This is a genomic window from Brevibacterium sp. UCMA 11754, from assembly GCF_021532275.1.
In the GTDB taxonomy this organism is placed as follows: Bacteria; Actinomycetota; Actinomycetes; order Actinomycetales; family Brevibacteriaceae; genus Brevibacterium.
The window spans coordinates 159080-184642 of record NZ_JACBOT010000025.1 but is presented as its reverse complement, the minus strand read 5'-3'; the positions used below and the strand labels follow the sequence as shown (position 1 = coordinate 184642).

The 25563-nt window shown below is 63.1% G+C and carries 21 protein-coding genes; 11 read left to right on the top strand and 10 right to left on the bottom strand.

The features are described 5' to 3' along the window. The first annotated feature begins 178 nt into the window (after positions 1 to 178). The 8 genes from HX613_RS14550 to HX613_RS14515 all read left to right on the top strand — a co-directional run bounded on the left by HX613_RS14550 (position 179) and on the right by HX613_RS14515 (position 9808). Entirely contained in the window at positions 179 to 1249 is a 1071-nt protein-coding gene (locus HX613_RS14550) for a BMP family lipoprotein (protein ID WP_235345966.1), read from the top strand. Positions 1250 to 1323: 74 nt separating this feature from the next. Continuing rightward, complete coding sequence (locus HX613_RS14545; RefSeq protein ID WP_235345965.1) at positions 1324 to 2922, top strand: ABC transporter ATP-binding protein; 1599 nt, start codon at positions 1324 to 1326, stop codon at positions 2920 to 2922. Next, positions 2919 to 4151 (top strand): ABC transporter permease, encoded by a 1233-nt coding sequence (locus HX613_RS14540; protein ID WP_235345964.1) that lies wholly within the window; start codon positions 2919 to 2921, stop codon positions 4149 to 4151. Before HX613_RS14545 ends, HX613_RS14540 begins: the two co-directional genes overlap by 4 nt. Position 4152: 1 nt before the next feature. After that, the gene (locus tag HX613_RS14535) at positions 4153 to 5451 is read left to right on the top strand and encodes an ABC transporter permease (RefSeq protein ID WP_235345963.1); all 1299 of its coding nucleotides are present in this window, start codon (positions 4153 to 4155) and stop codon (positions 5449 to 5451) included. A gap of 28 nt (positions 5452 to 5479) precedes the next feature. Then, positions 5480 to 5974 (top strand): cytidine deaminase, encoded by a 495-nt coding sequence (locus HX613_RS14530; protein ID WP_235345962.1) that lies wholly within the window; start codon positions 5480 to 5482, stop codon positions 5972 to 5974. A 169-nt stretch (positions 5975 to 6143) separates the two neighbouring features. Next, positions 6144 to 7433, top strand: coding sequence for a thymidine phosphorylase (locus HX613_RS14525; protein ID WP_235345961.1), 1290 nt, complete (start codon positions 6144 to 6146; stop codon positions 7431 to 7433). A gap of 80 nt (positions 7434 to 7513) precedes the next feature. Beyond that, the gene (deoC, locus tag HX613_RS14520; protein ID WP_235345960.1) at positions 7514 to 8164 is read left to right on the top strand and encodes a deoxyribose-phosphate aldolase; all 651 of its coding nucleotides are present in this window, start codon (positions 7514 to 7516) and stop codon (positions 8162 to 8164) included. 114 nt (positions 8165 to 8278) lie between these two features. Continuing rightward, the gene (locus tag HX613_RS14515; RefSeq protein ID WP_235345959.1) at positions 8279 to 9808 is read left to right on the top strand and encodes a transposase; all 1530 of its coding nucleotides are present in this window, start codon (positions 8279 to 8281) and stop codon (positions 9806 to 9808) included. 263 nt (positions 9809 to 10071) lie between these two features. Here the strand turns inward: HX613_RS14515 and HX613_RS14510 are convergent, their stop codons facing one another. Both HX613_RS14510 and HX613_RS14505 read right to left on the bottom strand, forming a co-directional pair. Continuing rightward, positions 10072 to 11940 carry a phospho-sugar mutase gene (locus tag HX613_RS14510; protein WP_235345958.1) on the bottom strand — a complete coding sequence of 623 codons (1869 nt, stop codon included), beginning with the start codon at positions 11938 to 11940 and terminating at the stop codon, positions 10072 to 10074. A gap of 105 nt (positions 11941 to 12045) precedes the next feature. Beyond that, on the bottom strand, positions 12046 to 12855 hold the full coding sequence (locus HX613_RS14505) for a purine-nucleoside phosphorylase (protein WP_235345957.1): 810 nt from the start codon (positions 12853 to 12855) through the stop codon (positions 12046 to 12048). A 46-nt stretch (positions 12856 to 12901) separates the two neighbouring features. On the opposite strand from HX613_RS14505, the gene HX613_RS14500 reads away from it, so the two are divergent. After that, positions 12902 to 13903 (top strand): GNAT family N-acetyltransferase, encoded by a 1002-nt coding sequence (locus tag HX613_RS14500; protein WP_235345956.1) that lies wholly within the window; start codon positions 12902 to 12904, stop codon positions 13901 to 13903. A 77-nt stretch (positions 13904 to 13980) separates the two neighbouring features. Beyond that, positions 13981 to 15423, top strand: a complete 1443-nt coding sequence (locus HX613_RS14495; protein ID WP_442862607.1) for an amino acid permease — start codon at positions 13981 to 13983, stop codon at positions 15421 to 15423. A 23-nt stretch (positions 15424 to 15446) separates the two neighbouring features. Here the strand turns inward: HX613_RS14495 and HX613_RS14490 are convergent, their stop codons facing one another. From HX613_RS14490 to HX613_RS14455, 8 genes are all read right to left on the bottom strand, one after another. After that, positions 15447 to 19139, bottom strand: coding sequence for an FtsK/SpoIIIE domain-containing protein (locus HX613_RS14490; protein WP_235345955.1), 3693 nt, complete (start codon positions 19137 to 19139; stop codon positions 15447 to 15449). Between the two features lie 142 nt (positions 19140 to 19281). After that, complete coding sequence (locus HX613_RS14485; RefSeq protein WP_235345954.1) at positions 19282 to 19722, bottom strand: pilus assembly protein TadG-related protein; 441 nt, start codon at positions 19720 to 19722, stop codon at positions 19282 to 19284. A gap of 1 nt (position 19723) precedes the next feature. Further along, positions 19724 to 20170, bottom strand: a complete 447-nt coding sequence (locus tag HX613_RS14480; protein WP_235345953.1) for a hypothetical protein — start codon at positions 20168 to 20170, stop codon at positions 19724 to 19726. Then, a complete protein-coding gene (locus HX613_RS14475) occupies positions 20163 to 20567 on the bottom strand; it encodes a TadE/TadG family type IV pilus assembly protein (RefSeq protein ID WP_235345952.1) in 405 nt (134 codons plus the stop codon). The genes HX613_RS14480 and HX613_RS14475 overlap by 8 nt, the downstream gene beginning before the upstream one ends. After that, positions 20564 to 20797 carry a hypothetical protein gene (locus HX613_RS14470; RefSeq protein ID WP_235345951.1) on the bottom strand — a complete coding sequence of 78 codons (234 nt, stop codon included), beginning with the start codon at positions 20795 to 20797 and terminating at the stop codon, positions 20564 to 20566. Before HX613_RS14470 ends, HX613_RS14475 begins: the two co-directional genes overlap by 4 nt. Before the next feature lie 109 nt (positions 20798 to 20906). Then, positions 20907 to 21845, bottom strand: a complete 939-nt coding sequence (locus tag HX613_RS14465; RefSeq protein WP_235345950.1) for a type II secretion system F family protein — start codon at positions 21843 to 21845, stop codon at positions 20907 to 20909. Further along, a complete protein-coding gene (locus HX613_RS14460; RefSeq protein ID WP_235345949.1) occupies positions 21842 to 22771 on the bottom strand; it encodes a type II secretion system F family protein in 930 nt (309 codons plus the stop codon). The genes HX613_RS14465 and HX613_RS14460 overlap by 4 nt, the downstream gene beginning before the upstream one ends. Beyond that, on the bottom strand, positions 22768 to 23991 hold the full coding sequence (locus HX613_RS14455; RefSeq protein WP_235345948.1) for a CpaF family protein: 1224 nt from the start codon (positions 23989 to 23991) through the stop codon (positions 22768 to 22770). The genes HX613_RS14460 and HX613_RS14455 overlap by 4 nt, the downstream gene beginning before the upstream one ends. A 428-nt stretch (positions 23992 to 24419) precedes the next feature. Between HX613_RS14455 and prfB the strand changes: the two genes are divergently transcribed. Then, a complete protein-coding gene (prfB, locus tag HX613_RS14450; protein WP_143923462.1) occupies positions 24420 to 25538 on the top strand; it encodes a peptide chain release factor 2 in 1119 nt (372 codons plus the stop codon). Positions 25539 to 25563: the final 25 nt, after the last annotated feature.

Genomic DNA, 25563 nt, shown 5'->3' with positions numbered 1-25563 from the left:
ATATCGGTGTCGACGATTCGGATGCTAGTGGACCCTGTTATGGGTCTGAGGTGAATTAGACTGACGGAAAATTCATTGAAATATGAGTGATCATCCAGTGGTTTCACAAATTCGGCGGAGGACTCTGCGCCCGATCGACGCCAGTGCTGGAAGTGAGCAACTTGAGAAAAGAGTAAACGTGAAGAAGCTCGTATCTGCGGTGTCGATTGTCGCCGCATCTGCCCTCGTTCTCTCCGCCTGCGGATCCGAAGACAGCGGGGACTCCAAAGCTGAAGACTTCCTCGGCTGCATGGTGTCAGACGCCGGCGGCTGGGATGACCAGTCGTTCAATCAGTCGGGCCGTGAGGGCCTGACGAACGCGAAGAAGAACCTCGGCATAGATGAGTCGCTGGCGGAGTCGCAGGGTGACGCAGACTTCAAGCCCAACGTGGACAACATGATCCAGCAGGGCTGCAACCTCACCTTCGGCGTCGGCTTCCTGCTCGAGGACGCGATCCAGGAGGCTGCTGAGGCCAACACGGACCTCAACTTCGCTCTCATCGACTCCACCTTCTCCGATGCTGACGGCAAACCGGTGACGCTGGACAACGCCAAACCTCTCGTCTTCAACACCGCCGAGGCTGCTTACCTCGCTGGCTATGTGGCTGCGGCTACGTCCGAGTCCGGCAAGGTCGGCACCTTCGGCGGCATCCAGATCCCCTCGGTGACCATCTTCATGGACGGATTCGCTGACGGCGTGAAGAAGTTCAACAAAGAGAACAAGAAGGACGTCAAGCTCCTCGGCTGGAACAAGGAGAAGCAGGACGGATCCTTTTCCGGCGACTTCGACAATCAGGGTCAGGGCCAGGCGCTGACCAAGCAGCTTATCTCTCAGGGCGCCGACGTCATCATGCCCGTCGCCGGTCCTGTGGGACTGGGTGCAGCCGCGGCTGCGAAGGAAGCCAAGGACGTCAAGCTCGTCTGGGTCGACTCCGACGGATACGAGTCCACAGAATACGGTGACATCATCCTCACCTCAGTGGTCAAGCAGATCGCCAACGCAGTCGAGGACACGGTCGCCGAAGCCCAGAAGGAGAACTTCAGCTCCGAGCCCTACGTCGGCACTCTCGAGAACGAAGGCGTCGGACTTGCTCCCTACCACGACTTCGATGACAAGGTTCCAGAGGACGTGAAGAAGAAGGTCGAAGAGCTCAAAAAGCAGATCATCGACGGATCGCTGACCGTGGAATCCGAGAGCACACCCAAATAAGCGAATAGGTTAAACTGCAGGGCCGAGTGGTTTCGGCCCTGCAGTTTTCGAATTTGTGAGGAGTACCGGAAGCAGTGAAACTCGAGCTTCGCGGGATGACGAAGGTGTTCGGATCGTTCGTGGCCAACGACCACATCGATCTCACCATCGAACCGGGCGAGATCCACGCCTTGTTGGGTGAGAACGGCGCCGGAAAATCCACCATGATGAACGTCCTCTATGGACTCTACGACGCCGACGGGGGAGAGATCCTCCTCGACGACAAGCCTGTGACCTTCGCCGGTCCGGGTGATGCTGTGGCTGCTGGGATCGGCATGGTCCATCAGCACTTCATGCTTGTGCCCGTGTTCACTGTCGCCGAGTCGGTGGCGTTGGGCTATGAGCCGACGAAGTCCCTGGGACTCATCGACCTCGCCGAGGCACGGAAGAAGGTCAGGGAGATCTCTTCGCGCTTCAACTTCAACATCGACCCCGACGCCCTCATCGAGGACCTCCCGGTCGGTGCCCAGCAGCGAGTGGAGATCATCAAGGCCCTGTCGCGCAACGCGAAGATCCTCATCCTCGATGAGCCGACCGCGGTGCTCACCCCGCAGGAGACCGATGAGCTCATCTCGATCATGCGCCAGCTCAAGGAGCAGGGCACCTCGATCGTGTTCATCACCCACAAACTGCGTGAGGTCCGGGCAATCGCGGACTCCATCACAGTCATCCGCCGCGGCAAGATCACAGGCGTTGCCTCCCCTGATTCCACCGAGGCGGAGCTGGCCAGCCAGATGGTCGGTCGCCAGGTGTCCCTGACGACAGAGAAGGATGACGCCGATCCCGGTGATGCCACCTTCCAAGTCCGCGGCCTGACCGTCGTCGACAAGGCCGAGAACGTCGTCGTCGACGATGTCAGCTTCGACGTCCGCCGTGGTGAGATCCTCGCCGTCGCCGGCGTCCAGGGCAATGGTCAGACGGAGTTGGCCGAAACGATCATCGGGTTGACAGATCCCAGGTTGGGTTCGATCACCCTTGATGGGAAGGACCTCGTCGGCAAGTCCGTCAAAGACCGTCTGGGTTCTGGCATCGGATTCGTTCCTGAGGATCGGTCCACCGACGGCATCATCGCCGAGTTCACGATCCGCGAGAACATGATCCTCGACGTCTACGACCGTCCTCCCTATGCCAAAGGCCTCAATCTCAAGTCTGCTGTCATCAACGACGAGGCGAAGAAGAAGGTCGAGGAGTTCGACATCCGCCTCGGCAGCGTCGTCGACCCGATCGCGACGCTGTCGGGAGGCAACCAGCAGAAGGTCGTCCTCTCCCGGGAGCTCGGCCGCGAGCTGCGCCTCTTCATCGCCAGCCAGCCCACCCGTGGCCTCGACGTCGGTTCGATCGAATTCGTCCACAAACGTGTCATCGCCGAACGCGATGCCGGCACACCATGCCTCATCGTCTCGACGGAACTCGACGAGGTCTACGGACTCGCCGATCGGATCGCGGTCATGTACTCGGGCCGCATCGTCGGCATCGTCGATGCTGACACTTCACGCGAAGCACTGGGTCTGATGATGGCCGGCGTCCCTGCCGACGAAGCCCTCGCCGCCACCGCGGCGCCCGAAGAGAACTCAACCGCCACCGCGGCACCTGAAGAGAACTCAGCCACCACCTCGGCGGAGGAGACGAAATGACAACTGACATCTCCCCGGCGGCACCATCGCCGGCTCCACCTCCGAGCACCGAAGCGGAACCGGGCAAGGAACCGAATCTGCTGCAGGACATCCTGTCCGGTTCCTGGTTGGTTTCGGTGCTGGCCATCGTCGTCGCCCTTCTCCTCGGTGGTGTCCTCATCGCCGTGTCCAACGCCGAAGTCGTCGAAGCGGCGATGAACATCTTCGCAGCCCCCGGGGTCTTCTTCTCGACCCTGTTCTCCACCGTCGGCGACGCCTACTCCGCACTGTTTCGCGGTGCGATCTTCGACTGGGACGCCCGGACCACCGAGCGCGCCATCCGCCCCCTGACCGAATCCCTGGTCAGCGGCACCCCACTCATCCTCACAGGCCTGGGCATCGCCCTGGCATTCCGCTCGGGACTGTTCAACATAGGCGGCCAGGGCCAGGTCATCCTCGGTGCCACCATCGCCGGTTACCTCGGCTATGCCCTCCACCTGCCACCCGTCGTGCATATGCTCATCGCAGCCATCGGCGGCATGATCGGCGGTGCGATCTGGGCCGGCATCGCGGGTGTGCTCAAGGCACGCACCGGAGCCAACGAGGTGATCGTGACGATCATGCTCAACTCCATCGCCGGCTACCTGTTGGGCTACCTGCTCAAGCAGAGTTGGTTCACCCACACCGACTCGGCGAACCCGCAGTCGCGGACGCTTGACGATTCGTCGCAGATGTTCCTGCTGCTGCCCTCGCCGTTCCGTCTGCATTTCGGATTCATCATCGCTATCCTGGCAACGATCTTCGTGTGGTGGCTGCTCGAACGCTCGACGATCGGCTTCGAGTTCAAGGCCGTCGGTGCCAACCCGCACGCGGCGCGCACGGCAGGCATCTCCGTGTCGAAGGTGACGATTCTCGTGATGATCGTCGCGGGAGCCCTCGCCGGACTCGGCGGAGCGGCCCAGGTGCTCGGCACGGAATTCAAACTCACCGGCGGAATCAGCGGTTCGATCGGCTTCGACGCCATCACCGTGGCTCTGCTGGGGCGGTCCAAGCCCTTGGGGACGTTCCTCGCAGGTCTCCTGTTCGGCGCTTTCAAGGCCGGCGGCTACCTCATGCAGTCCCAAACCGGGACGCCCATCGACATCGTCCTCGTCGTCCAGTCCGTCATCGTCCTGCTCATCGCGGCCCCACCACTCGTGAGGTCGATCTTCCGGTTGCCCACACCGGTGCTCAAGCGGAAGGAGGCCTGACATGAGCGCTCAGAACACCGCCGCTGCGACACTGGCAGCGAAGTCCTCGGCACAGTCCAAGGCACTGACCCCGATCGCGTGGAAGTTCCCGATCACCTACTCGATCCTGGCCCTCGTCTCGCTCATCTTCTTCGGCCTCATCGGCCGTGACGGAGAGACGACATTCCGGATCGCGACCGGCGGAGACCTCTTCGCCATTCCCGATGTCGTCGTGTCCTCGACCGTAGCCGGACTGGTCCTCTCGCTCATCCTCGTGATCATGGCCGCGGCCTCGATCTACCTCGCCCTGAAGCGGATCACCCTGGCCGGATGGTTCCCGATGGTCTTCGGCATCCTCTTCGTCGTGTCCTTCCTGGCCTGGGCCGGCGGCGGCAGCGGCGGCGTGATCCCCCTGACCACGCTGCTGGCTGGCGCACTGGCACTGTCCGTGCCGCTGATCTTCGGCGCCATGTGCGGGCTCGTCGGCGAACGCTCCGGCATCATCAACATCGCCATCGAAGGTCAGCTGCTGGCCGGTGCCTTCCTCGCCGCAGTCGTCGCCTCGGTGGCCAAGAACCCCTATGCAGGTCTGCTGGCAGCCCCGATCGCCGGCGCGCTGGTGGCTGTGGTTCTCACATTCTTCGCGGTGAAGTACTGGGTCAACCAGATCATCATCGGCGTCGTGCTCAACGTCCTCGTCGTCGGTGTCACCAGCTTCCTCTACTCGACGGTCCTCACACAGAACCCGGGCCTGTGGAACTCCCGGCAGCAGCTTCCCAACCTGCCGGTCCCGCTGCTGTCGGACATCCCCATCCTGGGACGGGTGCTCTTCGACCAGAACATCCTCGTCTACATCATGTACGTCGTCGTCATCGCCCTCCAGATCTTCGTGTTCCGTTCGAAGTGGGGGCTGCGGATGCGGGCCGTGGGCGAACACCCGAAGGCAGCCGACACCGTGGGCATCAAGGTCAACTTCACGCGTGTGCGCAACACCCTCATGGCCGGTGCCATCGCAGGCCTCGGCGGTGCCTTCTTCACCGTCGGCTCAGGCCTGGCATTCGGCAAAGAGATGTCGGCCGGACAGGGATACATCGCCCTTGCGGCGATGATCCTGGGCAAGTGGAACCCGAAGGGCGCCCTGCTTGCTGCCCTGCTGTTCGGCTTCTCCAAGAGCTTGGGCAACACTCTGCAGTCCATCGGAACTCCGGTGGCCAACGAGCTGCTGCTCATGCTTCCCTATATCGTCACGGTCCTCGCCGTTGCCGGTTTCGTCGGCCGGGTTCGCCCACCGGCGGCCGAAGGCGTGCCGTACGTGAAATAACCCAACCCTGAAGAGAGAGGTATCCCCTATGACTTCTGCAGATGTCGAAGCCTCTGAACACGTGTGGAGCGTGGAACCCACCCCCGTTTCGGTCGACGACCTGAGCGAGGACACCTGGTCGCTGCTGCGAGATGAGGCGATGAGAGCGATGCGTCACGCATACGTTCCGTATTCGTCCTATCCCGTGGGCGCGGCAGCACTCGTCGATGACGGTCGAATCGTCAGCGGCGCCAATATTGAGAATGCCTCGTTCGGGGTGACGCTGTGTGCAGAATGCTCACTCGTCTCCGATCTGTTCATGTCCGGCGGAGGCCGGATCGTGGCATTCGACTGCGTCGATGGTGCGGGAGCGACCCTGGCCCCGTGCGGACGCTGCCGGCAGCTCCTGTTCGAACACGGCGGCACCGAGATGATGCTCAACATGCCCAGCGGCAGGGCTCCCATGTCAGTTGTGCTGCCCGATGCCTTCGGACCAGATCATCTGAGCGGTGATGCGCCGGGTGCAGGCTCCGCCAAACACTGACCCCGATATCGCCGAGGTGGCCCCGCGATCCCAGCGCCACCTCGGCGATCGATGGTGACCACCAGAACGGTCATCCCAGTGGCCGGACCTCGGCCGCACCAATGGCTGGTCAATGGTCACTCCAGTGGCCGGGTCATCGGCCACACCCCGAGAACGAAGGACTGACACCGTGAGCGTAGAGGCATTCGATGCCGTCGACGTCATCGCCGCGAAACGCGATGGCCGCACCCTGAGCAGAGAACAGATCGAATGGGTGATCGATGCCTACACTCGCGGTGTTGTCGCCGATGAGCAGATGGCCGCACTGGCCATGGCGATCTTCATCAACGACATGGAACCTCGCGAGATCGCGGACTGGACGCAGGCGATGATCGCATCGGGCGAGCGGATGGACTTCTCATCCCTGTCCCGCCCGACCTCGGACAAGCATTCGACAGGGGGAGTCGGGGACAAGATCACCCTGCCTCTGGCCCCGCTCGTCGCCGTATTCGACGTCGCCGTCCCACAGCTCTCGGGTCGCGGCCTCGGCCATACCGGCGGAACCCTGGACAAGCTCGAGTCCATTCCGGGCTGGCAGGCGGGTCTGAGCAATGAGGCCATCCTCGACCAGCTCGAGGACCTCGGCGCGGTCATCTGCGCCGCAGGCTCCGGCTTGGCTCCGGCGGACAAGAAGCTCTATGCACTGCGCGACACCACCTCGACGGTTGACTGCATTCCGCTCATCGCCTCATCGATCATGTCGAAGAAGATCGCAGAAGGCACCGAAGGACTTGTCCTCGACGTCAAGGTCGGTTCCGGGGCATTCATGAAGGACCTGGCCAAGGCCCAGAAGCTGGCTCGGACCATGGTCGATCTGGGCAAGGCAGCCGGGGTCGAGACCTCGGCGCTGCTCACCGACATGTCCACCCCGCTGGGACTCACGGTCGGCAACGCCCTCGAGGTCCGTGAGTCCGTCGAGGTCCTCGCCGGCGGCGGACCCTCCGACGTCGTGGACCTGACTGTGGCCCTGGCCGAGGAGATGCTGCGTCTGGCAGGCAAGACCGACGTCGATGTGCGTGCCGCCTTGGGCGACGGCCGGGCGATGGACGTGTGGAAGAAGATGATCCGGGCCCAGAACGGTGACCCTGACGCCGCGCTGCCCGTCGCCGAGAACACTGAAGTCATCACTGCGCCTGCGTCCGGCGTCCTCAGTCGGCTCGATGCGTTGTCCGTGGGAGTCGCCTCCTGGCGCCTCGGTGCCGGACGAGCACGTAAGGAGGACCCGGTCCAGGACGTGGCCGGCATCGAACTCCACGCCAAGCCTGGTGACACCGTTGCCGAAGGCCAGCCGCTGATGACTCTGCACACAGCGACTCCTGAACGCTTCGCCCGAGCGATCGAATCTCTCGAGGACGCTGTCGAAATCGGAGACGACCTCGGCACGGTCTCCGCGTCGATCGTGCTAGAGAAGATCACCTGAAGCACCGATTCGTTGCATCACCGCAGTACCAACTCACGCAACCCAAACTCACACAGCACCATCCACCTTGGAGGATTACCATGACCAGCAGAGCCGAAGTCGCAGCGATCATCGATCACACACTGCTCAAGCCCGAAGCCACTCCTGCTGATGTGGAGGCACTCGTGACAGAGGCGAAGGACCTCGGCGTGCTCGCGATCTGCGTCTCCCCGTCGATGCTTCCCGTCACCGATCCCGGTGAGCTGGTCGTGGCCACCGTCGTCGGTTTCCCCAGCGGTCAGGTCAAGCCTGAGATCAAGGCCGCCGAGGCTGCCCAGGCCGTCTCCGATGGTGCCGACGAAGTCGACATGGTCATCAATATCGGCCAGGCCATTGCTGGTGACTTCGATGCGATGGAGGCCGATATCCGCGGGGTCGTCGACGCCAGCGGCAGCGCCCTGGTCAAGGTCATCATCGAATCTGCAGCGCTCAGCGACGACCAGATCGTCGAAGCCAGCCGCCGCGCCGAGGCTGCAGGGGCAGGCTTCGTCAAGACCTCCACAGGCTTCCATCCCGCAGGCGGAGCCAGCGCACACGCGGTCTCACTGATGCGCGAAACCGTGGGTGATCGCCTCGGCGTCAAGGCCTCCGGCGGAATCCGCACCGTCGACGCTACAGAAGAGATGATCGCTGCAGGAGCCTCACGTCTCGGACTGTCCGGATCCGCTGCGATTCTTGGCGGGCTGTCCTGAGAGAGTCCTTCTCTGGGGAGTCTGGGAGCAGTTCAGACTCCTAGGGCGCTTTTCCTACAGTCGAGGTCAGATTGAGTTGGTTGCAGAGGCTGTTGCCGAATATGTGGTGCGTGTATGTCAACGGCGGCGCGGGCCGGTATTGAGACAATGAACCATGGCAACTCGATACCGTCCCGTGATCAGCAGTTCCTCCTGCCCCCGGACATGCGCGAATGGCTCCCCGAGCACCATTTGGTGTGGGTCATCGAGGCACTGGTGGGTGACCTAGAGACGAGCGCATTCACGAAACGTCGACGCCGCGCCACTACAGCATCGCGTGCTGGCCAGCCAGGCTATGACCCGGATATGCTCCTCGTGCTGTTGCTCTACGCCTACAGTGTTGGCCAACGGTCTTCGAGGGGTATCGAGAAACTGTGCGGGACTGACATCGCGTTCCGAGTCGCCTGTGCTGGTGACATCCCTGATCACACCGTGATTTCACGGTTTCGTGCTGACAATATTGAAGCATTTTCCGATCTGTTTGCGCAGGTATTGGCCGAGTGCGTGCGCGCGGGGATGGGCAACGTCGGAGTCATCGCCATCGATGGTACGAAGATCGCGGCGAATGCCTCGATCGATGCGAACCGGAAAGAGCCCTACCTTCGTCGTCTCATTGACGAGATCACGGACGAGGCCGAAGCTGCCGACAATGACGATGCCCTGCTTGGCGACGATGACGACGATGATGAAACCGCACGGAAAGCGGTGATCTACAACGCGTCGCGGTTAGACCGGGCAAAGGAGTGCGTTGAGTCATTCGACGAAGGCAAGGACAATGTCACCAGCACGCCCATTCGACGAGCTGAAGACGTCCTCGACAGGCGCCAGCACCGCTACCAACGCATGTATGACCAGCAGTTGAAGAAGTACGAAGGTTGGCGTGCCAGTCCCGATCGTGATCGTCGCAAGCCGTGCATGCATCCGGATGAACTGATGCTGTTGAAGAAACGATGGGCCGTCATCGAGGAAAGCAAAACACGGATACAAGCGCTGAAGGACAAGACGTTTGCGCAGCGAACGGGACAGGCAAGCCGACGTAATCTCACTGATCCGCAGTCACGGTTGATGAAGGCCCGGACAGGATTCGTGCAGGGCTATAACACGCAGTTCGCGGTATCAGATGACCACGTTATCGTCGCGGCTGAGGTCTTTACCGACGCGGTTGATGTTCATTTGTTTGAACCGATGCTTCGAGCCACAGACCGGGAGCTGAAGGCTGCGACCGGTGGTCAGGGTTCGGTCGGTGTGGTGTTAGCTGATGCGGGATATCACTCGAAAGAGAACCTTGCTGTAGATGGTCCCGACCGATTGATTTCTGACCGCAAGGCACGCATACTCGCCGCGGGTGTAGTGAGTGAGACGTCGCAGTATCCGCTGGTGCAGGCCATGCGCGAGAAATTAGCGACTGAGGAAAATATGCAGTTGTATCGGCGGCGGGCAGCGTTGGTCGAGACGATCAATGCCTGGGTTAAAGAATGGTTAGGGATGCGGCGATTGAGTATGCGCGGGCACGTGAAAGCTATTGGCGAGGTCAAACTCATCGCCGCGGTCATCAATATCTTGAGGTTGCACAGCCGCCAGGCAGGAGCACTGCCCGCGGGCTGATCTTCCCGCGAGGCTGCGGACTGCATAGATTCGGACTGTCAGTGGTCTCTTACCCACCGGAGCTGGGATCACCACACCAAATGAGTAAGGTAAGTCACTGAAAGCCCGCGATCGTCGAGGCTAGGACGGGGATGACTACTACGCACCGATGTTTGCTTCCTGCTCGTAACCATTGAGGCCCACCCCCACATATTCGGCAACAGCCTCTGCAACCCACTCAATCTGACCTCGACTGTATGCTTCCCGGCCACGGCTCGGAACCATCAGAGTCCGAAGAAGGTCTTGAGTTCGGTGCTGATGGTTGTCAGGCGCTCCTTGAGCGCAGGCTGGAGTGCTGCACTCGCCGAGGCGGTCGTGACCCTCAGCCCTGCAGCAGCGACCGCGCGCTGATCGGCGGCGGCAGCGGCTGCGAGTCCTTCAGGGTCGGCGACGACCTCGAGATAGCATTTGAGCTTCGGTTCGGTACCCGAAGGACGGACGATCACGCGTGAGTTCGCCTCGGAGAGCAGCAGAATGCCATCGGTGGGAGGCAGCCCATCATAACCCTGCGACAGATCATGAACCTCGGTGACAGGGGAGCCGGCCAACGTCGCCGGCGGGTTCTCCCGCAGCTTCGACATGGCCGCTGCGATGAGGCTGACGTCGTCGAGGCGGAAGCTCAGCGGAGCCGTTGCGAAGTATCCGTCGCGGTTGCGGATCCGATCGAGTTCGGCATCGATGCTCGAACCCGCCTCTTTGAGGCGTGAGGCCAGGGCCGCAAAGGTCACGGCAGTTGAGATTCCATCCTTATCCCTGACCGCACCCGGGTCGACGCAGTAGCCCAAGGCCTCTTCGTAGCCGAAGACCAGGTCGGGGACACGGGAGATCCACTTGAAACCCGTGAGGGTGTTGGTCGCGGTGAATCCATGGCTTTCGGCCGCGGCAGCCAGACCCCGGGAGGAGACGATCGAGTTCGCGAACACCGGTGAGGAGACATCAGCAGCGGCGCCTGCTCCTGCAGAGTCCTCGGCCACCTGCTGCCTCGAATGGTGAGTGTCCCGGGCCAGACGAGTCGCGATGTCTTCGCCGAGGAGGAGGCCCACCTCGTCGCCGGAGAGCTGGCGGAAACCGGCTGCCAGCGAGGCATCCGGGATGGCCGCTGAGAACCTGTCGGCATCGGGGTCGTTGGCGATGATGAGGTCGGCGCCGACCTCCTTGGCCAAGGCATACGACTCATCGAGGGCTCCGGCCTCTTCCGGGTTCGGGAACGTGACCGTCGGGAAGTCCGGGTCGGGTGCCTGTTGCGAGGGCACCGGATGCACGTTCGTGAAACCGGTACGAGCCAGGGCCGCCTCGGCGACGGAGGCTCCGACACCGTGCAAGGAGGTGTGCACGATGGTCAGGTCGGCGCTCGAATGCACACCCAGGGCACCGATGCGAGCCAGGTAGGTCTCGACGATCGTCGCATCCAGGTGCTCCCACCCGGATTCGGCACGAGGCACCGAGGCCACAGATTCGACTGCCGTGATCTGCTCGGCGATGAGAGCATCGGCGGGACTGACGATCTGAGCACCGGCACCTGCCTCAGCGGCGGAAGGGTCGGACTCGATGGCCTGCAGCGGACGCTGACCGAGGTAGACCTTGTAGCCGTTGTCGGCGGGCGGGTTGTGACTGGCGGTGACCATGACTCCGGCGTCGGCCTGCAGATGAGACAGCGCGAATGCCAGCAGCGGTGTCGGCAGCTGATCGGGCAGCTGGATGGCGGTACCGCCGGCCGCCGTGACGACTGCGGCTGTGTCGGTCGCGAAGTCTGAGGACTTGTAGCGGGCATCGCATCCGATGACGACAGTGAATCCCTCGCCCACCGTGTTCAGGAGGAAACGGGAGAGACCTGCTGCGGCTCGGATGACGACAGCACGGTTCATCCGGTTGGGTCCGGCCGCGATCTCTCCACGCAGGCCTGCGGTGCCGAAGGCCAGGGGTCCTGCGAAACGATCCTCGAGGTCGGCTATCGCCGCCGCATCACCGGCCTTCGCCGCGCCAAGGATGTTTCTCAGCGTGGTCGCTGTCTTCTGATCGGGGTCATCGGCAATCCACGCCTCAACGATGTCGGCGTCGAAGCCGTTGGTGAAGCGATCGGCTACTTCGGTCATATCTGTCCTTGTCCAGTGCTGTCGGGGAGGGGAATGCGGGTGGCAAGAGCTGTGCTGTCGCGTCGGGGGAGCGCTGGTCGGTTCACTCAGCGCGGCAGATGTCGCTCAGAGCTTCGAGACGATGTCGGCGAGCAGCTGCGAGATCCGCGGGGCGGCGGCGACGCCGGCCTCGATGACCTCGGCATGGGAGAGCGGGGTCTCCTGGATGCCGGCTGCCAGGTTCGTCACCAGGGAGATTCCCATGAGTTCCAGACCGGCCTGACGTGCGGCGATGGCCTCCAACGAGGTGGACATTCCGACGAGGTGCGCGCCGAGGACTCCGGCCATGCGCACCTCGGCGGGAGTTTCGTAGTGGGGCCCGCGGAACTGAGCGTAGACGCCTTCGTCGAGGCTGGGGTCGATCTCCTTGGCGATGGCGCGCATGCGCGGGGAGTACAGGTCGGTGAGGTCGACGAAGTTCGCACCTTCGATGGGGGAGGTGCCGGTGAGGTTGAGGTGGTCGGAGATGAGGACCGGGGTGCCGGCGGCCCAATTGCGATTGAGCCCTCCGCAGCCGTTGGTGAGCACCAGGTTCTCGCAGCCGGCGGCAGCGGCGGTGCGGACTCCGTGGGCCACAGCGCGCACGCCCTTGCCCTCGTAGTAGTGGGTGCGGGAACCGAGGACGAGAGCGTGCTTGCCGCTGGCTTCGATCCGAATCGTGCGCAGGGTGGCGCCGTGGCCCTCAACTGCGGGCGCGTGGAAGCCGGGAACTTCGGCGGCCGAGATCTCGCTGATCGTCTCGCCGAGGAGCTCCGCTGCTCCGCCCCATCCCGAACCGAGAACGAGAGCAATGTCATGGGCCTCGATGCCGGCTTTGGAGTTGATGGTCGTGGCCGCGGCGCGGGCGGCGGCGGTAGGATCGCTTAAGTCAGTCATGACGCCAAGATTATCAAGTTCTCGACCCGTTCAAGGAGCGCACACAATGCCGATCAGAGACCTGACCGATGGTGACGACCTGCGGTTGAACGAGGTGTTCGCCGACGCCGATACGCCGGCCGCTCATATGGCCAGGTCCCTGTTCCGTCCCTCCTCGGATTCACCCCTGCTGCGATCCGTCATCGCCGAGGTGGTGCCCGAGGTGCCCGTCGGTGCTGCCGCGATCGCACAGTCCCCGCTTCACCCCTACCGGGCGTGGGCCCACGTCGAGGTCGCCAGCGAGGAACAGGGCCACGGTCAGGGACGAGAACTCTTCGAAGCAGTGTGTGCCGACACCGTCGGGACTGCCCTGGAAGGACTTGACCTGCGCACACGTGTACAGGCCGGGAGCCCAGGTGTGGGATTCGCACAGGCCCTCGGCTTCGCACCGCTGACGACGACACGGGTGATCAAGGTCGCCGCCGGTGCGCTGCCGCCCAGCGGAGGTGGACGTGCCGAAGACCTTGAGATCGTGGCCACCGGATCAGTCAAGCTCACGAAGGCCTTCCTCGCGTGGTACACCGCCGTGAACAAGGACGACGCTGTCGGTCCGCTGACGATCGGTCAGGTCAACAACGCGTTCCTCTCCGAAGCCGCTGGTGCCCATGGTGCCGCACTGCTCAACGGTGAAGCCGGCTCGTCCGACGACTCTGGACTCAGCGCCTTCGCCGTCTCCTACGCTCGCGAAGCCGACCAGACTGGTGTCGAGATCACGGATGCCATGCCGGCACCAGGCGATGACGAAGAGGCCCCCACTGAACTCATCATCGGGTCGATGTTCGAAACCCGCGAGGAAGCCGCCGACACCACGAGCGAGCTGTTCAGGGCAGCGATCGCTGACGCCGAGCTTCTCCTCGCCCGACTCTCTGTCGATGCCGACGTCGTCCTCGAAGTCACAAGTGGCATGCCGGTGGTCTCCGCATTGGCCGACCGACTCGTCGAAGCCGGCCAGGCGAGCGAACTCTACCGCTACGAAACACTCACGGGTCCTCCTGCCGACCCTCGTTGAGTCGAGACTGCTGCCGGGAGAATCTGAGAGAAGGTAGGACACCTGTGTCTTCGGCTGACAGTGGGAGCAGAGAGTCGATCACCCGTGACAATCTCACAGAGAACGTGGGTCTGCGCAGGGGATTGACCGCCCGGCACATCCGCTTCATGGCTTTGGGTTCGGCCATCGGCACGGGGCTGTTCATGGGGTCCTCGGAGTCGATCCAGGCCGCAGGTCCGCCCGTGCTGGTGGCCTACATCATCGGCGGTGCCGCCGTCTTCATGGTGATGCGTGCGCTGGGCGAAATGCTGGTCCGCCACCCCGTCTCGGGATCCTTCGGCCAGTTCGCATCGCACTATCTGCACCCATTCGCCGGTTTTCTCGTCGGCTGGACCTTCGTCTTCGAGATGATCCTTGTCGCAGTCTTCGACGCCACCGCCATCGGCGTGTACATGGGCTTCTGGTTCCCTGGAGTTCCGCGCTGGACCTGGGTGCTGGCCGTCGTGCTCTTCATTGCCGCCATTAACATGATCGGCGTCAAGGTCTTCGGTGAGCTGGAGTTCTGGTTCGCGCTGATCAAAATCGTCGCGATCATCGCCCTCATCGCGGCCGGCGTGGCCATCATCATCTTCGGTTTCGGCATCGCCGACCACAATCAGATGGGTCCGCGTGCACTGTTCGACCACGGGGGTGTGTTCCCGCACGGACTCTGGGGTCTCCTCTCATCATTCACGATCGTGATGTTCGCCTTCGGCGGCATCGAGATCATCGGAGTCACCGCCGGCGAGGCGCAGAACCCGAAGAAGGTGCTGCCGGCCGCCATCAACTCGGTGCCGGTGCGCATCCTGCTCTTCTATGTGCTCACCCTCGGCGTGATCATGTGCATCCTGCCCTGGAACCAGGTCACCTCGGAGATCAGCCCCTTCGTCGCGATCTTCGACTCCGTCGGCTTCAACGCGGCAGCCGCCATTCTCCAGGTTGTGCTCATCACGGCGGCGCTCTCGGCCATCAATGCCGATATCTTCGGTGCCGGTCGGATGCTCCACGGTCTGGCGGAACAGGGGCAGGCACCGCGTTCCTTCGCCCACACCACCCGCAACGGAGTGCCGGTGATGACAGTGATCACGATGATCGTGGCCCTGCTCGTCGGCGTGCTCCTCAACTACCTCTACCCCGACCAGGCCCTGTTCCTGCTCGGCGCATTGGCGACGTTTGCGACGGTATTGGTGTGGCTGGTCATCCTCGCGGCTCATCTTCGGATGAAACGGGTGCTGGTCCAGGAGAACCGACTGCGCAGTGAGTTCCCGATGCCGCTGTGGCCCGTGGGGTCCTGGGTCACGGTGGCATTCATCCTCTTCGTCATCGTCATGGTCGGAATCGTGCCCGATTCCCGTCCGGCACTGTGGGTGGGTGTTCTCTGGGTCGGGGCGCTGTGGCTGTGCTATTTCGCCTTCGTCCGGGGTGAGGGCCGCCGACCCTACCAGCTCATCGATCACACCGAGCCGCTATTCGCAGGCGGGCACAACGAGAGTGCTGACTGACCGTCAGCTCGAATCGCGATCGGTCAGGCGAACTCCACCGTGAGATCAGCGGTTCTCTCCGCTGAGAAGAGCCTCACTGCCTGAGTTCGCTGCTCGGTGACGAGCCACGCTGTCCCCGGATCCCCGTCGAGTGGCGGCAGCCTGAGCAGACCCAGATTGCTGAGGTCCTGCCTACTGTGGGCCCCGAGGATCAGCATCGGCCCCAGGCCCTGCACCTTAGCCAGAGGGGAACCGTAGCCGGGAGCGAAGCGCACCGGCATCGTCACGACATGCAGGCCACCGTCGAGGAGATCGAAGGCGTCCGGTTTCGTCTCCAGATGCGCGTCGTCATGGACCGTGAGCGCCTGACTGCTGGCTGTTGCTGCAGCGGAGCATGTCTGCTGCAGCATGTCTGCGGTCGCACTCTTGCCAGACTGCGGTGATCCTCTGACACTGAGAACCTCTCCGTCACGGACCGGATTCCACACGACGAGCGTCCCGAAGGGGTCGACTCCCAGCGGGATCCCCGTGCTCGCCGGATCCAGTCGCGCGGCCACGTGTCCCGGCGCCTCCGTGAGTCCCGGTGCCGCCACGTGTCCTGGTGCCGCCGTGAGTCCGCGCCAGCGTGGTCCGAAGCTTTCGCGCCCGTCATCGGCGTCGTCCGCCCGGGCGATATTCTGCCGGTGCGGCACCAGCTGCACATCGGCGCCGTCACCGCTGGCTTCCTGCGCACTGGGGCCGACGAGCACTGCCCTGTATTCGGGCCATGTTCCGACGAACCGCTGCCGAGACAGTCCGACGCTGAGTCCATCACCTCCTGCACCGGGCGGGAAGATCACCTGTGATGTGAAGGCCGCGCTTGTGCTCGTAGACGTACGGCATCCGGCCAACAGGAACGTCAACCCCAACCCAGATCCGTGTTTGAGCAGCCGTTCCGTCTCGGCGGCCATCTGGTGGTCCATGGAGTCGATGAACTCATTCCAGTTGCTGCAGACAATGATCGTGGCCGGCAGGTCTGCGCCGGTGGGACCGTCTCCTCCTGCAGGAGTACGGTGCAGATGGTCGAGGATCGTGTGGAACCGCCATCCGGTGTCCATTCCGCAGGTGACTTCGGCCCAACCCATAGACGCTGCAATGCGTCCCAGCGCCACGATGCGGTGAGTCGCAGCGGCACTGGACGCCATTTGTCGCATGACTGACGTGATGACATCAGGATCGGTGCCGACGATGATGGTCGAGCCATCGACAGCAGGAGAATATGACCAGGTGCTCTGCTTCTGGTGGCTAGGAATGTCCACGATCCCGGTCACCGTCGTGCCCATCACCCCCGGAACATTCTCTTCTGAGCCACCCTCACCAGCCCACGATGAGAGCAGCACAGGGACATTCTCAGGATCGGGCAGTGGTGGGAGAACCACAGGACGAAGTTGATGAGGCGAGAGCTGCGATCGGTCGCCGGCCTCACGATGGGCCTGTTGGAGATTGCCGACACGGATTCCGTTGACGCTGTGTTGGGTGGGAAGACCTCGGCCGGGCTCCCACGGTCGGAGACGAGGCCGATGACGCACCTCGGCGGAGGCAGAAGTGGAGGTGGGGACCGCGACCCGGAACTCGACGACCGACGAACCCGAGTCGAGGCACGCCGCTCCCGGTCTGTCCGGCGGCAGATGTGCGGCATCGTTGACTCCGATGACGTCGAAGGAATCGGCGTCCTCGCGCACGCGCAGGCACACCCTGATGTTGATATTGGCTTTCATCTGTCCGGTGACGACGCCGAGCGGGCGCTGCGTGGCGAGGATCAGATGCACTCCCAAGGACCGGCCCAGCGCTGTCAGGTGCTCCAGCAGATCAGCTGCCTTCGGATGGGTCGCCATGAGTGCGTGGAATTCGTCGATGACGACAACCAGCCTCGGCGGGGGATCGTAGAGTTCGAGGACATCGGAGCATCCGTGATCGGCCAAGAGCCGTTCGCGTCGGGTGATCTCGGCCCGGACGGAGACCAATGCGCGGAAGGCCGCTGCCGAATCGAAATCATCGAGGACGCTGTCCGTGTGCGGCAGATCCTCCAACGGGGCAAATGTCGCCCCACCCTTGAAATCGATGAGGACGAACGTCAGCCGCCGAGGTGGGTGTTCCAGGGCCATTGCAAGCAGCCAGGTCTGGAGCAGAATGGATTTCCCGCTGCCGGTCGTGCCCGCCACGAGGGCGTGGGGACCGTCGTTGAAGAGGTCGAGGGTGACGTCCCCGTCGTCTCCGCGTCCGATCGTCACCGGCCCGGGAGGAGTTCGTGCCCAGCGGTGGCGAATGGCTTGTCGCCCGTCATCGTAGAGGTCGCCGAGGCCGTGGTTCGGCAGCCTCTCGGCCCCGGTTCTGCTCACCTGCCGTTGGTCGAGGGTGAGGTACCGGCCGGGTGGCATGAGTGCGGCGATGAGCGTTCTGCCCGGCACTGGGCCGTCTGCTGCCGATGAGTCGTCGGTGCGTGCCTGGGCCAGACTGCCCAGGGACAGCGAGATCGATGCGGTGGGCGCAGGTGCGTGCAGCTGCAGCGTCGTCGGATTCTGGTCGGATAACCGCACGCCGATCGTCGACTCGCTTTGGTCATTGTGGTCGAAGCGGCTTCCCTGCAGTTCCGGCAGTCGTAGCAGTTCAGGAGAGGGGCGCCAGTCGTAGCTGGAGTCGGCCAACCAGGACAGGGCCATGCGACGCAGCTGTTCGTGATCGCCTGTGACAGTCACCGAGGTTGTGCGCGGGTCGATGCGAAGCGGCACATCGTCGATGATGACCGCTCCATCGAAATGGTTGGTGCCCTCGCGGAGTTCATCGGCAATCGTGATGGGGCTGCGAGCAGATCCGAAGCCGAGGCACAGACCCGAACTGGTCTGCAGCCAGAGTCTGTGTTCGGCGACCACAGTGTCCAACCTCTGCCGTGCTGTCTCGACCGCTGCTCGTCGGTCGATGACACATCGGGCGCAATCGCGGACGTACCGACGTTTCTCCATGACATAGGCGACGTATCCGGAGATGGGTGCGGAGACGCTGAAGAGGAGGAACCACCACATTTCGGTGACGAGCGCGAGTACTCCGCCGATGGCGATGGGGATGAGGAACGCCCACCATTGGGGAGGTTTCGCGGGGCGAGGGTCGTCGATGGCCGCGGGCGCCACGTGTGTGGGCTCGCGCCCGGTGCTGGTGGAGGCTCGAGGAAGGGGAGGTCGTGAGCGGGCTTCACTGGCCTGGGTTCTGGCAGGGGAGGTTGGTGCGAAGATCGTGGTGCCCAACGACGAGAACGGCTGCTCTCTGGCAGGACCCAGCTCCAGTCGCGCCGGCTGGCGGGACATGCAGGGGTCGACGATGGTCAGACAGTCGGGATGGCTGATGCGGCTGAGCAGAGGGGAGCGGGGGTCGATGCCGATCGTGAACCCCGAATCGGGCCCCGCGAGCACTGAGACGGAAGCAGATCCGGATCCGCGACAGAGAGGGAACACTCCGAGAACTGTGACAGGGTTCAGCGACTGCCACCGCCCCCAAGCCATGGATCTCACCATGGTCTCCGGGTTCTCTCGTGTTCCGGAGTCCCTCGGCAGTCGGTTGCCTGCGACGAGGTCGGCCGAGGTCAGGACAGGACCGAAGACGGTGCGAAATACCTCAAGGACTGGCAGCTCAGAGTCTGCCTCGATCACATCGGTGCGAATGTTCGCGTTTGCGTCGATGCGATGAATGAGGCCGAGCGTGTTCATGCTCTCAGGATCACGAGCTGTGCCGCACCGGGCAAGGAGTTCTCACGCCCCTGTGGACAAGAAGCCTGTGTCCACAGGCTATTCGAGCAGAAGTGGGGGAGACATCAACAGGAGAACACGTCGGAGTCGTTGGATTGGAGCCTCACGAAATGCGCAGCGAACCACGAGCGTATGCGGTGGCCTGCAGCTCGATGAGGTCGGGGACGAAACGTGACAGCAGCGCGGGCGTGTAGTCGGCATGCAGACGGATCACGACCGAATGCTGCCCGTCCGCATCGGCGCTGAGCTCCACATTGTGCAGCCCCTGCGGGGTCGGCACCGCGGCGACATAGCGACTGGCGGCCCGTTTCGCCGCAGGGGGTGAGAACACGAGGCCGGGCTCACTGCCGGGAGCCGGTTCGAACGAGTCGGAGGCGGCCAGCGCCGCAGAATCCGCCACGCTCTGCAATTCCCGTCTGGTCATGTGGAGATCCGTCAGCGCTGCGATGAGGAAGGCCAGCAGCAGGGCGATGACGACGAAGCCGATCGCCAATGGAGTGATCGACCCTTCATCGGCGTGGCCCCGGTGCTGCTTTTGCGCCATCTCAGGCCTCACCCGCGGTGGCGACGACATCCGTGTGAGTGGCACGAAGAGTGATGTGCGGGGAATGATTGGTGCCGAAGATGAGCGGGAACCCGGGCAGAGACACCTTCGTCTCGACCCGTGCGGTGATGAGGGAACCTGCCTGTCCACAGGGTCCAGAGCATGAGTAGTCGATGGTGATGGGGACACCGGTGAGTCCGAAATCGGTGAAATGCATGTCGGCAACCTGGTGGGCCCTGCGTTCGGAGGGGTCGGCATCGCGGGCGGCGATCCGGGAGGCCGAGATCGCCGTCGACGTGGTGGCATAGCTGGCGGCCTGTAGCTGGGAGATCGCGAGCATGAGATAGACGACGGGGATGAGCAGCACGATCGAGGCGAAGATGAATTCGATGACGGCGGTTCCCGCATCGGGGTGCTCCTCCGGCATCTGCTCGTCAGTCTCAGTCACTGTCGACGTCCTCAGCGATGGACCGTCCGCTCAGATCCCACACCTCGGCGGGGCCCCACAGGCCGAGGACGGGCAACGGCGTCGCCACTCGGACCTCGACGACGTCGACCTCCCCGCGCTTCACCGTTGTGACGGTGATCGACTGAGCGTAGCGCTCGCCCACGGACACGGTGATGAGCTCGGAAGCCAGGCGTTTGCCGTCTGCCATTGACTGATCAGCGAGGCTGGCTTGGCGGGCACCGGCGATGGCCGAATCGATGACGGTGTTGCGGACGTGGATGACCAGACCGATCTGCAGGGTCCCGGCCAGCACAAGGGCCAGGAGCGAACCGATGAGGGCGAACTCGGCGATCGCGGAACCGGAATCAGCCCGAGCTTCGCGCTCCTGGTGACTCACCCGGCGCCCCTGACCTTGTTCATCGCGTCCTGGAACATCGAGGTGAAGGCTTCGCCGGCCAATGCCCACAAGGCGACGACCAAACCTGCCGTCATCAGCGTGATGAGGACCCAGCCGGGAACGTCACCGCGGTCGGGTCGGTCGCCTCGGCGCTCACCTCGGCGGGCTGGGTCATCAGTTGAGAGGCCGACGACGAACACAGCGAATCGGTTCATCAGGTGGTGGAACATGGTGTCTCCTTCTGCGGTGCAATCGGTTTGCGGGGTGATCAGATGGTGAGGCGATCAGACGGTGACGGGACCGGGCTGAGAGCGCGTCTGCTCAGGTCATGGACTCAGGTCATGGGCTCAGGTCGAGGACGGTGAGTGAGGGAAAGACAGCGAAGATGACGGTCACCGGGAGTACAAATACGACGACCGGCACCAACATTCCGATCTCCTTCTTTCCCGACAGCTCGAGCAGACGGCGGCGTGACTGTTCCCGCACATCGGCAGCTTGGGCACGGAGGACCTCCGCCAGCGGGGTTCCGCGGGTCATCGACACGGCCAGACCGTCGACGAACTGAACGATCTCGGGGATGGCGATCCTGGTGGCCATCGAGTCGAGCGCATCGACGAGTGGTGTCCCGGTTCTCGTCGTCGCCAGGGCTGTGCGCAGCTCATCGATCAGGTCTCCCGAACAGGTGCGGCACACTCGTTCGAGTGCTTCGACGATTCCCTCACCAGCGGTGATGGACAGTGCAAGGAGTTCGGCGACGGTGGGGAACTCTGCGAGGACACGCGACTCGTGACGGGCGATGGCTTGGCTCAGGCGCCAGTCGTTGGCGATGTGTCCGGCGATGCCCCCGCTGATGATGAGAACGACGGTGACAACGGGGGAGAAGCCGCGTTGTGCCGAGAGCAGTCCGGCCACGCATCCGGCGGCGATCATTCCTGCCAGAATGCTCAGAACCTGATTGATTCGGAAGCGTTCCAGAGACGCACCCCCGCCGAGGCGGTTGATCCGCAGGTTCAATGTTGCGTCGGTGGTGATCCGGGATGTCACCCACATGGTGGCGCCGAACGTGGCGGACTTGAGCAGTCCCAGCAGCCCCTCCTTGCGGGGAGTCGGCGGAGCGTAGATGTCGACCAGTGATTCCTGGTCTCGCAGATACGGTGCGATGCGAGATGACAGCGTTGGTCGGCGCAGAGGCGGCAGGGAGAGGACGAAGACACAGAGTGCGAGCCCGTTGAAAGCCCCGAGGGCAAGGATCGTGAGCGGATCGGTCAGCGCGCTCACAGCACCTCACTGCCCTCGGCCGAACGGCGGAACGACGAGGAGGACAGGGACGATCCTTCGATGACACGGGGCTCTTGCGGGAGCCTGCCGATCCGCTTCATCGCCTGATATGCCAGCAGCGAGACGACGAATCCGGAGGCGAGGAGAAGCAGACCGGTCTGGGAGTTGTAGGCAGCCGCTGTCTCTGGCCGGGTCGACAGGAACGCGAGCACCACCCAGGGAGCGGCCACCGCCAGACGGGCACCGTTGACGGTCCACTGCTGCCGGGCGGAGAGTTCATTGCGGGTGCGTGCATCGTCGCGGACGAATTGGGCGAGTGCTCGCAGCATCGTGCCGAGGTCACTTCCGCCGACCTGCCTGGTCACGCTGAGCGCGACGACGATCCGGTCCGCCACAGGGTCGGCGCTGACCTGGCGGAAGCGTTCGAGTGCGATGGCGAATGAACCGCTGGCTCGATATTCCTCGGCGAAGACCTCGAACAGCGGTCGCAGGGGTTCGGGCCCCCGGTGGGCCAGCGAACTCAGAGCCTCGGGCAGCGACAGGCCGGCGCGCACACCGGAATTGAGATGGTCGAGGGTCTCGGGCCACAGTTCGCGGCGCATCACCTGTTTGCTCCGAGCACGATGTTGGAGCAGTCTGTGCGGCAACCATGAGGCGAAGAGACCGAAGCACGAGGCGATGGCCCATGAGCCGGTGAGGACGGTGGCGACGACGACAACGACGATGAAGACGGACACGGAGATGAGGATGATGTGGCCCGGGTGCAGCCGTGGGAAGCCGGCCCCGGTGAGCATATCGTCGAGTTCGCGTACCCATCGTCGCTGCACCCGTCTCTTCGACTGTCTCTGCCACAGCGACATCCACAGCAGGAAGAGACCGGCGCCGAAGCACGCGCCGATGAGAAGACTGAACTGGGAATAGCTCATGCGGCTTCCAGAATGGAATGGAGATCCTTGCCGATGGCGGAGAACCGTTCGCCGAGGTGGCCGAACCCCTGTCCGCGAACCAGCTGTCCCTGCGGCGAATGGAAGATCGTGTCGAGTTCGACGACGTCGCCTTCGACGCCACCGGGGACGGCGCAGATCTCACTGACGAGACGGGTCCCATTCGCATCACGTCGCAGGTGGACGACCACGTCGATGCTCACCGCCACGGTGGGGACGACAAAAGACGAGGAGATGTTGGCCCCGGCCAGAAGCGGCAGAGTGCAGATCTTCGTGATCGCGGCGCGGGCAGAGTTCGCGTGGATCGTTCCCATGCCGGGCAGCCCCGAATTCAAGGCCACGAGCAGGTCGAGGCTCTCGGCCTCACGGACCTCCCCGACGATCATGCGGGTCGGTCGCATGCGCAGAGCCTCCTTGACCAGAGAGCGTAGGGTGACCTCGCCGGTACCCTCAAGAGACGGTTGGCGACACTGCATCGGAACCCAGTCGCGGCTGGGCAGGTTGAGTTCGAAGACCTCTTCACAGGAGATGATGCGCTCTCGGGCGGGAATGGAACCGGCCAGAGCATTGAGCATGGTGGTCTTGCCAGCCTGAGTTGCCCCGGAGACTAAGATATTCGCACCGCTGGCTACTGCCGCATCAAGGAATCTGGCGGCCGCCGGGGTCAGGGATCCCTGGGCGACGAGGCCGGCGAGGTTCCGCGGGCGCTGAATGAATTTGCGAATGTTGACCGCAGGAAAGGAACGGGTGATATCGGGCAGGACGACATGGAGTCGGGAGCCGTCGGGAAGCATGGCATCGACGAATGGCTGTGATAAGTCGACCCTGCGACCCGAGGTGCGCAGCATTCTCTCGATGAGATCGTCGAGTTCACCTGCGGTCAGTTTCGTCGTCGTCAGCTGATGGAGCCCGTCGATGGCGATGAAGACTTCGCTGGGGGAGTTGACCCAGATCTCTTCGACCCGGGGATCATCGAAATAGTCCTGCAGCGCACCGAAGCCCGAAAGCTGGTTGTCGATGGAGCGAAACGTGGCTTCCTTGTCTTCCAAGGGCGGAAGATCCGCGACCAGGCTGCGTTCGTCGTACTCAGAGATGACGGTGCGAATGACCTCTCGTGAGCGTTGCATATCGGCGCGAGGGTCCACATCGAGGTCTCTGATCCTCTTATGAACTTCGCTCTTGATGACCTCGGTGGCTTCCACATTGAACCCCTGGCGTCCAGAATACGAATCATATTTCCAACAGCTGGATTTGTTTTTAACCTATATGTAGTCGAATCAAGAATCCAGTGATTCCTCGAATCTGTGGATAACTCTCTTCATGATGGGAAAATGTCATACCTGTAGTTTCAGCACGAAGATTCCGGGTCGACTCGCCACTGCATTCGCATTGCACATTCCCGCAATCGGGTATAGATTCTCATCACTGTTGCAGTGGCTTTCCGCTCAAGCCTCGCGCACTACGGACCGCGTCACCGGCGGGATGACTTGATCTCCTGCCGGTGGCGCTAAATTGTGCCGGTGCCCACCCGATCCCGCGCCGAGGTGGTGCGACATTGGCGCCGGTCGTCGCTGGGGTCAGGGGCGAGGATTCAAGCCTGAGGGCCGCGATGCACTAGGCTTGACTCATTATGGCCATTGATTATTCTGCTGAAATCGCCAACCTCCGTCAGACCTACAAGGCGATCCTGGACGTGTCTGATCTGGACAACCTTCGCTCCGAGGTCGCCGAGATGACGGAGCAGGCATCGGCGCCGTCTTTCTGGGACGATCCGGACTCGGCGCAGAAGATCTCGGCCACGCTCTCGCACAAGCAGGGAACCCTGGAGAAGCTCGAGAAGTTCGGTGAACGCATCGACGATGCCGAGCTGCTCATCGAGATGTCCGAGGACGAGGGCGATGAGGACTCGAAGGTCGAAGCCGAGCGTGACCTCAAGAAGCTTCACGACCAGTTGGCCGAGCTCGAGATCTCGACGCTGCTCAACCACGAATACGACGAGCGTTCGGCCGTCGTGACCGTGCGCTCCGGCGCCGGCGGCGACGACGCCACCGACTGGGCGCAGATGCTCATCCGGATGTACATCCGCTGGGGCGAGAACCGCGGGTACAACGTGCAGCAGCTCGACACCTCCTACGCTGAGGGCGCGGGCATCAAGTCCGCAACCATCCAGGTCAATGCTCCCTACGCTTATGGAACCTTGTCCGTTGAGGCAGGCACCCACCGTCTTGTGCGCATCAGTCCCTTCGACAACCAGGGACGTCGCCAGACCTCCTTCGCCGCTGTCGAGGTTGTGCCCCTCATCGAATCCACCGACCACGTCGAAATCGATGAGAACGACCTGCGCATCGACGTCTATCGGTCATCGGGTCCCGGCGGTCAGTCCGTGAACACGACCGACTCGGCCGTGCGCATCACGCACGAGCCCACCGGTGTTGTCGTGAGCATGCAGAATGAGAAGTCCCAGATCCAGAACCGCGAAGCCGCGATGCGCGTGCTGCAGTCACGCCTCCTTGACCTTAAGCGCAAGGAAGAAGCAGCGCAGAAGAAGGAACTGGCCGGTGACATCAAGGCCAGCTGGGGTGACCAGATGCGCTCCTACGTCACCCACCCGTACCAGATGGTCAAGGACCTGCGCACAGGCTACGAAGTCAACAACCCCTCGAACGTCTTCGACGGTGACCTCGACGGCCTCATCGAAGCCGGAATCCGCTGGCGCAAGGAGCAGGAGATGGCCGAAGAGGCCTCCTGACTTCTGGCCACAGCAGGCTGACCCT